Annotated in this window: 11 protein-coding genes, 1 rRNA gene and 1 pseudogene; 3 read left to right on the forward strand and 10 right to left on the reverse strand. The window is 70.2% G+C overall.

From position 1 onward, the window contains the following. Positions 1-83: 83 nt before the first annotated feature. Positions 84-374 (reverse strand): glutaredoxin family protein, encoded by a 291-nt coding sequence (locus ABZ267_RS19350; RefSeq protein WP_356746714.1) that lies wholly within the window; start codon positions 372-374, stop codon positions 84-86. A gap of 136 nt (positions 375-510) precedes the next feature. On the opposite strand from ABZ267_RS19350, the gene ABZ267_RS19355 reads away from it, so the two are divergent. The 3 genes from ABZ267_RS19355 to ABZ267_RS19365 all read left to right on the forward strand — a co-directional run bounded on the left by ABZ267_RS19355 (position 511) and on the right by ABZ267_RS19365 (position 3,985). Then, on the forward strand, positions 511-1,455 hold the full coding sequence (locus ABZ267_RS19355) for an HAD-IB family hydrolase (protein WP_356746715.1): 945 nt from the start codon (positions 511-513) through the stop codon (positions 1,453-1,455). A gap of 296 nt (positions 1,456-1,751) precedes the next feature. Further along, positions 1,752-2,528, forward strand: a complete 777-nt coding sequence (locus ABZ267_RS19360; RefSeq protein ID WP_356746716.1) for an ECF subfamily RNA polymerase sigma factor, BldN family — start codon at positions 1,752-1,754, stop codon at positions 2,526-2,528. Between the two features lie 227 nt (positions 2,529-2,755). Further along, entirely contained in the window at positions 2,756-3,985 is a 1,230-nt protein-coding gene (locus ABZ267_RS19365; protein WP_356746717.1) for a DUF5667 domain-containing protein, read from the forward strand. A gap of 64 nt (positions 3,986-4,049) precedes the next feature. Here the strand turns inward: ABZ267_RS19365 and ABZ267_RS19370 are convergent, their stop codons facing one another. The 9 genes and pseudogenes from ABZ267_RS19370 to rrf form a co-directional block, all read right to left on the reverse strand. After that, positions 4,050-5,126: a lysophospholipid acyltransferase family protein gene (locus ABZ267_RS19370; RefSeq protein WP_356746718.1), complete on the reverse strand. Its 1,077-nt coding sequence runs from the start codon at positions 5,124-5,126 to the stop codon at positions 4,050-4,052. A gap of 15 nt (positions 5,127-5,141) precedes the next feature. Continuing rightward, the gene (locus ABZ267_RS19375) at positions 5,142-6,230 is read right to left on the reverse strand and encodes an NAD-dependent epimerase/dehydratase family protein (RefSeq protein ID WP_356746719.1); all 1,089 of its coding nucleotides are present in this window, start codon (positions 6,228-6,230) and stop codon (positions 5,142-5,144) included. Between the two features lie 162 nt (positions 6,231-6,392). After that, positions 6,393-6,491: an AURKAIP1/COX24 domain-containing protein gene (locus ABZ267_RS19380; RefSeq protein WP_003948845.1), complete on the reverse strand. Its 99-nt coding sequence runs from the start codon at positions 6,489-6,491 to the stop codon at positions 6,393-6,395. Positions 6,492-6,644: 153 nt separating this feature from the next. Then, on the reverse strand, positions 6,645-6,857 hold the full coding sequence (locus tag ABZ267_RS19385; RefSeq protein ID WP_015609302.1) for a helix-turn-helix domain-containing protein: 213 nt from the start codon (positions 6,855-6,857) through the stop codon (positions 6,645-6,647). 129 nt (positions 6,858-6,986) lie between these two features. Beyond that, the gene (locus tag ABZ267_RS19390) at positions 6,987-7,802 is read right to left on the reverse strand and encodes a phosphatase (RefSeq protein ID WP_356746720.1); all 816 of its coding nucleotides are present in this window, start codon (positions 7,800-7,802) and stop codon (positions 6,987-6,989) included. 104 nt (positions 7,803-7,906) lie between these two features. After that, entirely contained in the window at positions 7,907-9,079 is a 1,173-nt protein-coding gene (locus ABZ267_RS19395) for an acetoin utilization protein AcuC (RefSeq protein WP_356746721.1), read from the reverse strand. Then, positions 9,048-9,843, reverse strand: a pseudogene (locus tag ABZ267_RS19400) (hypothetical protein). Before ABZ267_RS19400 ends, ABZ267_RS19395 begins: the two are co-directional and overlap by 32 nt. A 57-nt stretch (positions 9,844-9,900) precedes the next feature. Further along, positions 9,901-10,545: an HAD family hydrolase gene (locus ABZ267_RS19405; protein WP_356746722.1), complete on the reverse strand. Its 645-nt coding sequence runs from the start codon at positions 10,543-10,545 to the stop codon at positions 9,901-9,903. A gap of 71 nt (positions 10,546-10,616) precedes the next feature. Then, positions 10,617-10,733, reverse strand: a 5S ribosomal RNA gene (rrf, locus tag ABZ267_RS19410). Positions 10,734-10,884: the final 151 nt, after the last annotated feature.

Consider the following 10,884-nt stretch of genomic DNA (forward strand, 5'->3'; position numbering starts at 1 on the left):
AGCCCGTTGCAGCCTCGAAGGGGGCAAAGCGGTACACACTCCTCATGTCTACGCCCCCGAGACCACTCAAAACGCCCACGATGTTAACCGAGTTTCACGTCCGCACCCAGTGCCTTGCGCAGTCTCGCCGGGTCCACCCGCCAGAACGTGTGCTGTTCGCCATCGATCAGCACCACCGGAATCTGCTCCCAGTACTCCTTGTACAGCTCCTCGTCCTCGGTGATGTCCTTCTCCACCCACGACGCACCGGTCTCCTCACAGACCGCGCTCACCACCGCCCGCGCGTCCTCACACAGATGGCACCCCGGTTTCCCGACCAGGGTCACCACCCGCTCGGCGGGCTTCTTCTTCGTACGACGCAGCAGCGGACTCATGCCTCTCATTCTGCGCCCGTCCACAGCACCGGCGGACCGCCCGGAATCACCCGATTAACGATGCGGCCCCGCAGAGTTCACGCCACCGCATCCCGGCAGGTCGGGCACGTACGGAGGGACTGGCTATGCTCACCGCATGGCCGCACTTGGATGGCTCACACCCCGTAGGCGTTCCGCAACCGCACGGAGCGTCCTGGCAGGCGAGGCCGCGGCCGAGGCCGCACGCAAGACCTCGGCCGAGGACGAGTCCGCCCTCCTGACCGGAGCCCCCGACCATGCCCCCGAGGAGCCCGCGTTCCCGGTCGCCGGGGACGACCGCGCCGCCGCCTTCTTCGACCTCGACAACACCGTCATGCAGGGTGCCGCGATCTTCCACTTCGGCCGGGGCCTGTACAAGCGGAGGTTCTTCGAGCGCCGCGAGCTCACCCGCTTCGCCTGGCAGCAGGCCTGGTTCCGGCTGGCCGGCGTCGAGGACCCCGAGCACATGCAGGACGCCCGCGACAGCGCGCTCTCCATCGTCAAGGGCCACCGCGTCTCCGAGCTGATGTCCATCGGCGAGGAGATCTACGACGAGTACATGGCCGACCGCATCTGGCCCGGCACCCGCGCCCTGGCCCAGGCCCACCTCGACGCCGGCCAGCGCGTCTGGCTGGTCACCGCCGCGCCGGTGGAGACCGCCACCATCATCGCCCGACGCCTCGGCCTGACCGGCGCGCTCGGCACCGTCGCGGAATCGGTCGACGGCGTCTACACCGGCCGCCTGGTGGGCGAGCCGCTGCACGGCCCCGCCAAGGCCGAAGCCGTCCGCGCGCTGGCGGCGGCCGAGAGCCTGGACCTGGAGCGGTGCGCCGCCTACAGCGACTCGCACAACGACATCCCGATGCTCTCGCTGGTCGGCCACCCGTACGCGATCAACCCGGACACCAAGCTCCGCAAGCACGCCAGGTCCCTGGACTGGCGGCTGCGCGACTACCGCACCGGCCGCAAGGCGGCCAAGGTAGGCATCCCGGCCGCGGCCGGCGTCGGCGCACTGGCGGGCGGCACCGCCGCCGCCCTCGCGCTGCACCGCCGCCGCCGCTGACCGCGGCCCGCGCGATCCGCCGCGTACGTCAACACCCGCTGTGCCGGTCAACCGGGCGCCCGAGCGGGAGAGTGACAGATCACGAAGCAATCCGATCAATAAGTGGTCACGATGTGCTGCTCGATGCGTCACTTAGCGATACAAGAAACGACGTAATCGGTGATTTAGACAACTGGGTGTAGCGCCGCCTGCACGAAGCGTTATTCTCCTCAGACGCATCACGAAGGCCGCCGCTCGCTACGACGAGTGACGTTTTTCGAACTGCTCGTGATGGAAGCTCTGCCTCTGGGAGTCCCGTGTACCCACACGTCGGGGTTGACGCCTCGGGCCTGGCTACGCTGCGTGCATCGGTCATCGACCGCCTGCGCGGCTTCGTCCCCACCGCGTACACCGTCCCCGCCTTCGCCACCCCCGCACCCGTCGGCCCGTGCTACGCCATGGCCGAACGCAGTGCGGCGGTCGGAAGACGCAGCACCCGCGCCGCCTCGACCACGTCGACCGTCCGCCGTCCCACGGCGGACAGCGACAGCGCGCGCATGATGGACCTCGTCGAGCGCGCGCAGGCCGGCGAGGCCGACGCATTCGGCCGCCTGTACGACCAGTACAGCGACACCGTGTACCGGTACATCTACTACCGCGTGGGCGGCAAGGCGACCGCGGAGGACCTCACCAGTGAGACCTTCCTCCGCGCGCTGCGCCGTATCTCCACGTTCACCTGGCAGGGTCGCGACTTCGGTGCCTGGCTGGTCACGATCGCCCGCAACCTGGTCGCCGACCACTTCAAATCCAGCCGGTTCCGACTGGAAGTGACCACCGGCGAGATGCTCGACGCCAACGAGGTGGCGCGCTCACCCGAGGACTCCGTCCTGGAGTCCCTCTCCAACGCCGCACTGCTCCAGGCCGTGCGCCGACTCAATCCACAGCAGCAGGAGTGCGTCACGCTGCGCTTCCTGCAAGGCCTCTCGGTCGCCGAGACGGCCCGGGTGATGGGAAAGAACGAAGGCGCGATCAAGACCTTGCAGTACCGCGCCGTCCGGACGCTCGCACGGCTCCTGCCGGACGACGCCCGCTGACCGGAACCGGCGCGTACGACGCCGGAAAGTGACCGTCCCCTCACGCACTGGTCCGATCATCTTTCGTGCGTAACCCAAGTGCCGAGGCGCTCGTTGTGCCGGTTGCAGGCCCCCTGTCGTCACGCCCTGACCGTCGCCACTCACTCCATCGAGTGGAAGCGCTCAAGGTGGGCAACCTTCCGGACCGCCAGGGGAGTCGACCGTCATGACGAGAGGAGGTGCCGCCAGTGATCGCAAACGTTTCGGCACACCGGCGGGCGAACGCCTTCGCCCAGGCCCTGGAGGAGCAGACCCCCCAGGGTGCGGCGGCCGTACAGCCCGAGGAGCCGGCCGACCAGGCCGACCGCGGACCGCTGTTGGCCTTGGCGAACGGCCTCGGTGAGCTACCGAAGCCGCAGTTGGACCCCGAGGTCAAAGTGGTGCAGCGAGCCCAGCTCGTCGCCGCCATGGAGGCCATGTTCGCCGAGGGCGGCGCATCGACGGGCCCTACGGTGCCCGTGCAACGGGGCAAGGGGGCCCACCGGGCCTCTCCACTGCGCAGACTGCGTCCCCGCTCCCGCTGGGCGAAGGGGCTCACCGCCGGTGGGCTCACCGTGGGTGTGGCAGCCGGAGCGTTCGGCGGCGTGGCCGCTGCCAGCTCCGACGCCCTGCCCGGTGACTCGCTGTACGGGCTGAAGCGCGGGATGGAGGACATCAGCCTCGGCATGGCCAAGGGCGACGCCGACCGCGGCGAGGCCTACCTCGACCAGGCCTCCACCCGGCTCAGCGAGGCCCGCAGACTCATGGAGCGCGGCCGCGCCGGCGAGCTGGACCACGAATCCCTCGGCGCGGTCAGACGCGCGCTCAACGGCATGTCCCACGACGCCTCCGAGGGACACCGCCTGCTCCACTCCGCCTACCAGCGCGACGGCTCCATCGGCCCCATCCAGACCCTGGACACCTTCTCCCGCTCGCACCGCGCCACCTGGAGCAGCCTCCGCGACCGCCTCCCCGTCCAGCTCACCGACATCCGCGACCAGGTCAGCTCCGTCTTCCAAGCCATGGAGGACGACGTCGCCCCGCTCCAGTCACTCCTCCCCCGTCCGCCGGGCGGCAGCGAGGACACCAAACGCACCGGCACCACCACCCCGGAGACCGGATCCCCCCGGACCGACGGCCCCGCACCCGCGCCCCCGGCCCCCTCCGAGGACCGCCCCGACTCCACCACCGCACCGAAGCCGTCGGACGCACCGCGCTCCCCCGGCTCCTCCGGCGCCACCCCGGACGACGGCCTCCTCGACGGCGGTACGGACGGCCTGCTCGACGACCTCCCGACCGACGGGCTCACCCAGCCGACCCCGGAGGACCGCCCCAGCACCCCGCCCCGTCCCGCCCCGGACGTCACCCTCCCTCCGCTGCTCCCCGGGCTCCTCCCCGGCCTCGGGATCGACGGAGAGAACCTCAAGCCCAAGCCGTAGGGCGTACGCGAGAGGGGGCCGGCACGCGATCCGCGTACCGGCCCCCTCTCCGTATGCCGGGCGCTCAGAAGAAGACCGACCGCCGCTGCACCAGCAGCTTGTACAGCGTGTGCTGGATCTGCTCCCGCACCTGGTCCGTCAGGTTGAACATCAGCATCGGATCCTCCGCCGCCTCCGGCGGATAGCCGTCCGTCGGGATCGGCTCACCGAACTGGATCGTCCACTTCGTCGGCAGCGGCACCGCGCCCAGCGGCCCCAGCCACGGGAACGTCGGCGTGAGCGGGAAGTACGGGAAGCCCAGCAGCCGGGCCAGCGTCTTCGCGTTGCCGATCATCGGGTAGATCTCCTCGGCCCCGACGATCGAGCACGGCACGATCGGCGTCCCCGCCCGCAGCGCCGTCGACACGAACCCGCCCCGGCCGAACCGCTGCAGCTTGTACCGGTCACCGAACGGCTTCCCGATCCCCTTGAACCCTTCCGGCATCACGCCGACGATCTCGCCCGTCTCCAGCAGCCGCTGCGCGTCCTCCGCACAGGCCAGCGTGTGCCCGGCCTTCCGCGCCAGCTCGTTGACGACCGGCAGCTGGAAGACCAGATCGGCGGCGAGCAGCCGCAGATGGCGCCCGGCCGGGTGGTTGTCGTGCACCGCGACCTGGAGCATCAGCCCGTCCAGCGGCAGCGTCCCGGAGTGGTTGGCCACGATGAGCGCCCCGCCGTCCGACGGGATGTTCTCGATGCCCTTCACCTCGACCCGGAAGTACTTCTCCGCCAGCGGCCGGAGCGCCGACATCAGGACCTGGTCGGTGAGCTCCTTGTCGTAACCGAACTCGTCGACCTCGTAGTCGCCGGTGACCCGCCGCCGCAGGAACGCCAGCCCGCCCGCGATCCGCCGGTCCCAGCCGCCACCGGCCTCACGCGCCTCGCCCACCGGCGACTCCAGGGCCTCCTGAGGCTCCTGAGCCCCCGCCGCGGCCTCCTCGGAGGGATCGGGCAGCCGGCCGCCCGGCAGAGCGCTCACCGGCGCCGTGGAGCCGTCGCTCCGCCCGCCGCTGCCGCTCCCGGTCCGGCGCCGGGCCGGACGCGAGCCGCCACCGGACCGCGAACGGTCGTCGTCGAACGGAATGACCTTGGCGTCCGCCATCGTGACCGCGCTCCTCTACCTGCCGCCGTGAGTCGTCTGTACCGCACCGGTCCCGCGCTCCCGCGGTCCGGCACCACCCGGCAGCGGCAGCTCCGCCAGCCGGTCCACCGCCCTGCCCACCGTCTCCGGCGGCAGCAGCCCCGGGCCCAGGCTCCGCGCGAACTCCGCGAAGGTCTCGGCCGTGCTGAACTCCGGCCGGAAACCGAGCGTGTCGCGCATCTGCACGGTCGAGACCACCCTGCCGTGGGTCAGCAGCCGGATCTGCTCCGGTGAGAAGTCGCTCATGCCGATCGTACGGAGCGCCGAGCCGACCCACGTGACGGCAGGCAGCAGCACCGGCACCGTCGGCTTGCCCAGCCGCCGCGAACACTGCGAGAGCAACAGCACCCCGTCGCCGGCGATGTTGAACGTCCCGCTGTTCAGCGTCCCGCGCCGGGGCTCGCGCGCGGCGACCTGGAGGACGTCGACCACATCGTCCTCGTGCACGAACTGGAGCCGCGGGTCGTAGCCGAAGACCGTCGGCAGGACCGGCAGCGACAGATAGTCCGCCAGCGGCGAGTCCGGCCGCGGCCCCAGGATGTTGGCGAACCGCAGCACGCACACCGCGACGTCCGGCCGCCGCCGGGCGAAGCCCCGTACGTACCCCTCGACCTCCACCGCGTCCTTCGCGAACCCGCCGCTCGGCAGCGACTTCGGCGGAGTGGTCTCGGTGAACACCGCCGGATCGCGGGACGCCGACCCGTACACGCTCGTGCTCGACTTCACCACGAGCCGCTGCACGGTCGGCGACTTCTGGCAGGCACCGAGCAGCTGCATGGTGCCGATGACGTTGGTCTCCTTGATCGCCGTCCGGCCGGCGGTGCCGAGCGCCTTGCCGGAGACGTCCAGGTGCACCACCGTGTCGACGGCGTACTCGGCGAGGATCCGCGCCAGCGCGGACTGCCGGATGTCCGCCCGGACGAACTCCGCGTCGCCCAGCGGATGCGCGGGCGTGACCGTGTCCACGGCGATCACCCGGTCCACCCCGGGATCCCGCTGGACGCGCCGGACGAAGCGGCCCCCCAGCTGCCGGGCCACTCCTGTGACGAGGACGACCTTCCCCAAGACAGCGCCTTCCGTCGGCCCGGGAAGCCGGACCCGGCTCCCCTGCTTCCCGCGGTAACTTCCCTGGCCGTCACCGTAGCGGTTGAACGGTTGCCGTGTAACGCACCGCAGCCCTCCCGCCAGGACGGCGGGAGGGCTGCGGATCTCACGAACTGCGTTCGCTTACTTCTTGTTGCGACGCTGAACGCGCGTGCGCTTGAGCAGCTTGCGGTGCTTCTTCTTGGCCATCCGCTTGCGCCGCTTCTTGATAACAGAGCCCACGACTACCCTCGCTCACTTCTTCTTCACTGGTGCGGGGCGTCTGGGCCCACACGACCTACGTCGGCCTAGCCTACCCGCCACCGCGTGAGGGACGTAATCCGAGGGCAAACCCCAGGCGGCCCGGAGGCCTTCCTCAGGGTTCGGAGGCCGGCCTCAGGCTGATTCCACCCCCACAAAGGACTCGCGGAGATACGCGTGAACCGCTTGCTCCGGCACCCGGAAGGACCTTCCCACCCGGATCGCCGGCAGATGACCGCTGTGCACCAAGCGGTACACGGTCATCTTCGACACTCGCATGACCGAGGCGACTTCCGCCACGGTCAGAAACCTGACCTCGTTGAGAGGCCTTTCGTTGTCAGCAGCCATGACCCACCTGTACCTTCCGCACCGGACGCGCACCGGCTTCCCCTCCGGTGACTCTTCGTCGCTGTGCGCTCACTCCCCAGGTTAGGGGCGGGTGGTGCGAGTGGGGAAGAGGAGGGACGACCAGGCCACTTACGAGGGCAGGCCCGCCCGGTGGAGCACATAGCGCGTCAGTGGCCGGTAGTAGTGCGAACGGACTCCGTCGTCGAGCGGCACGGCGACCGAAACCCGCCCCTCGGCCTCGCCGACGAAGAGCGCGGGATCGTCCGTATCCGCCGGCCCGATCGCCTCGATACCGAGCTGACCTGCGCCGCAGACCCAGCCGTGATCACCGATCACCAGCTCCGGAAGCACCCCGTACCGCTCGGCCGCGTCCTGGAGGGCCACCCGGACCGGTAACGGCGAATGCGTGTGTGCGCCGGTTTCACCACCCGAGGGCCGCCCCCCGGGCTCACGTACCAGCGCGACCCCCCGTACGTAGTCCAGGTGGTACGTGCGTACGCCGAACCGGGTCGTCATGTCGATACATCTCCCCTGCGCCGGGGTGAGGACAGGACATCCCGCCGCCGACAAGGCGTCTGCCAGCCCGGCGTAGAAACCCAGCAGCCGGTGCGGATGCCCGGTCCCCAGCAGCACCGGAGCCCGCAGCGACGCCACCCGTCCCAGCCGCTCCGCGAACGCGTCAAGTCCGGCCACCGTCCGCTCCGGATCGATCGCGTCCGGACCCGACACATGCGCCGGATCGGCCGAGACCCCGCACCGCTCCGCCATCAGCCGCAACACCTCCGGCTCACCCCAGGCCCGCTCGGGCGTCAGCCCCAGCATCACCCGCGGATCGCGCGCGGCGAACAGCCGGTAGCTGCGCAGACTGTTCTCACGCGACGTGGCGACAGGCCCGGCCAGCCGGGCCGCCAGCAGATGGGCGCGCAACGCCCCGGTGCTCAACACCCTCGGGATGCTGCCGCATCGGCCCACCCGGGCGGGCCGGATTCGCCGTACACCCCACCGTTGGCGTAACCGCACGGCACAATGCCCATCCGGTACGCCACGGATCAGGCGAGCAGCCCTCGCAGCGGGAACGCCGCCTTACGGGTCGCGAGGACGGCCTGATCCAGCCGGTCCGCCGGATCGTAACCGTCCTCCCAGGACGGCCAGGACGGCGTACGCCCGTCAGTCATCCGGCCAGGCCCCAACTGCCGCGTACGGGCGTAGACAAGATCACGCCACGACGGCGGCACCACCGACTCCGGGTCGACGGACGCGTGCGCCGCGATCCCGACCAGATGCGTCCACGACCGCGGTACGACATCCACCACCGCGTACCCGCCGCCGCCGAGCGCCACCCACCGCCCGCCTTCCGCGTACTGGTGCGCCAGCTCGTGACAGGACTCCATCACCGCCCGCTGCGCGTCCAGCGAGACCGCGAGGTGGGCCAGCGGGTCCTCGAAGTGCGTGTCGGCCCCGTGCTGCGTGACGAGCACCTGGGGCCGGAAATCGGCCAGCAGCTCGGGCACGACGGCATGGAACGCCCGCAGCCACCCGGCGTCCCCGGTCCCGGCCGGCAGCGCCAGATTCACGGCAGAGCCCTCACCGGCCCCGGCCCCGGTCTCCTCCGGCCATCCGGTCTGCGGGAAGAGCGTGCGCGGGTGCTCGTGCAGCGAGATCGTCAGGACGCGCGGGTCCTCCCAGAACGCGGCCTGGACGCCGTCCCCGTGGTGCACGTCCACATCGACGTACGCGACGCGCTCGGCGCCGAGCTCCAGCAGACGGGCGATGGCGAGGGCCGGATCGTTGTAGATGCAGAACCCGGCGGCCGCGCCCGGCATGGCGTGGTGCAGCCCGCCGGTGAAGTTCACCGCGTGCGCGGTCTCGCCGCGCCACACGGCCTCGGCGGCACCGACGGACAGCCCGGCGATCAGCGCGGACGCCTCATGCATCCCGGAGAACGCCGGATCATCCACCGTACCCAGCCCGTACTCCTGGTCGGCGGCCCGCGGATCGGCCGAGGCGGCCCGTACGGCGGACACGTAGTCCTGCCGGTGCACGAGCCGCAGGGTCGAGTCCCCGACCGGCTTCGCCGACCGCAGGTCCACCGCCTCATCGAGCCCGAACGCCCGCACCAGCCCCATCGTCAGGGCCAGCCGGACCGGGTCCATGGGGTGGCTCTCCCCGAAGTCGTATCCCGTAACCGCGTCATCCCACATCAGCTGTGCGCGCCCGCTCATGCCCGCCACCGTATCGGTCGGACTCCGGCGCGAACGAGCGGGCATACACCAGCGTCGCCAGCACCAGAACCATCGGTACGAGCATGGCACCCCGGTAGCTCCACGCATCGGCAGAGCGGCAGCAGCAGCTTGAACGAGACGGCCCCGCCGGGAGCCTTCGGGTCTTCTTCACCGGCGCCCTCCGGACTTCGCCCCTCCGTGTACCACCGGCTGCCCACCAGAGCGGCCGGCAGCAGCACCGCCACGACCGGCAGATACGACACGAACAGCGACAGATCCCACCGCGCACCGGCCCACGCCAGCGACGCCCCGGCGATCCCACCGAGGCTGTACGCGGCGTGGAAGCCGAGCATGATGGAGCGCCCGTACGCCCGCTGGAGGCTGACGCCCATCATGTTCATCGAGGCGTCCAGCGCCCCGACCGCCAGCCCGAAGACCCCGAGCGCCACGGCGATGTGCCAGAGCTGACGGCCGGCCCCCACGCCGAGCAGGGAGAGCAGGACGAGCGGCTGCGCCCACCGCAGGACGACTCCGGGCCGCACCCGCGCGACCACCTTCTCGGTGAGTACGCTGCCGACGCCCGCCAGGATGGGGACGGCGGCGAGGAAGACGGGCAGCAGCCCGTCGGATATCCCGTACTGGTCCTGGAGGGCGGGGATACGCGTCACGAGGAGCGCGAACGCCACCCCCTGGACACCGAAGCTCAACGCCAGTGAGATCCTGCCGTGCCGCAAGCCCGGGTCGACCGCGCCCGGACGTGTCATGCCCGCGTCTGTCATGGCCGCGAGCGTAGGCCCACGGTCTACCCATGGGTAGATGGATCAGGCGAGCAGTTCCGGAAGTTGGGCCATGTCCGAGAAGTAGCCGGTCACTCCGGTCAGCCGGTCGGCGGGCATCATCGACGTGAACCCGTACACGTCCATCCCGGCGGCCCGGGCCGCCTCGACGCCGAGCGGGCTGTCCTCGATGACGACGCACCGCTCCGGCGCGACGCCCATCCGCTCGGCGGCGTGCAGGAACAGGTCCGGCGCCGGCTTGCCCCGCCCGACGTCCTCCGAGCTGAAGATCCACTCCTCCTCGAACCACTGGTCGATCCCGGTCCTACGGTGCCCGACCCGGATCTTCTCGTGGCTCCCGGACGAGGCGACGCAGTAGTCGACCCCGTCGGCGACGAGCTTGCCGAGCACGTCCTGGACCCCGTCCACCGCCACCAGCTCCTGCTGGAAAGCAGCAAAGGTACGGGCGTAGAGCGTGGTCTCGAAGTCCGCCGGGAGCTTCTCACCGCCCCGCTCCTCGACGAGGTCGTGCACCCGGTGGATGGCGGCCCCCATGTAGTCGCGGAGCGACTCCTCGTACGAGGTGGGGTGACCGAGTTCGGTGAGGTAGCCGGCGAGGATGGTGTTGGAGATCGGCTCACTGTCGACGAGCACACCATCGTTGTCGAAGATGACCAGTTCGTAGCGCATGGTTCGACCCTAGACGCTCAGAACGCAGAAAAGCCCCGCACCATACGGTGCGGGGCTTTCCCGGAAAAATTGTTCGGCGGCGTCCTACTCTCCCACAGGGTCCCCCCTGCAGTACCATCGGCGCTGAAAGGCTTAGCTTCCGGGTTCGGAATGTAACCGGGCGTTTCCCTAACGCAATGACCACCGAAACACTATGAAACTGTGAACACCGGGCATAATCACGGCTGTTCGTTATTTCAGAACTAACACAGTGGACGCGAGCAACTGAGGACAAGCCCTCGGCCTATTAGTACCAGTCAGCTCCACCCCTTACAGGGCTTCCACATCTGGCCTATCAAC

It is taken from the genome of Streptomyces sp. NPDC006174, from assembly GCF_040614075.1.
GTDB lineage: Bacteria > Actinomycetota > Actinomycetes > Streptomycetales > Streptomycetaceae > Streptomyces.

What these genes read in the sequence shown, in the direction of transcription:
- ABZ267_RS19350 (WP_356746714.1), bottom strand. Translation starts at nt 374, where the DNA reads ATGAGTCCGCTGCTGCGTCGTACGAAGAAGAAGCCCGCCGAGCGGGTG.
- ABZ267_RS19355 (WP_356746715.1), top strand. Translation starts at nt 511, where the DNA reads ATGGCCGCACTTGGATGGCTCACACCCCGTAGGCGTTCCGCAACCGCA.
- ABZ267_RS19370 (WP_356746718.1), bottom strand. Translation starts at nt 5,126, where the DNA reads ATGGCGGACGCCAAGGTCATTCCGTTCGACGACGACCGTTCGCGGTCC.
- ABZ267_RS19385 (WP_015609302.1), bottom strand. Translation starts at nt 6,857, where the DNA reads ATGGCTGCTGACAACGAAAGGCCTCTCAACGAGGTCAGGTTTCTGACC.
- ABZ267_RS19395 (WP_356746721.1), bottom strand. Translation starts at nt 9,079, where the DNA reads ATGAGCGGGCGCGCACAGCTGATGTGGGATGACGCGGTTACGGGATAC.
- ABZ267_RS19405 (WP_356746722.1), bottom strand. Translation starts at nt 10,545, where the DNA reads ATGCGCTACGAACTGGTCATCTTCGACAACGATGGTGTGCTCGTCGAC.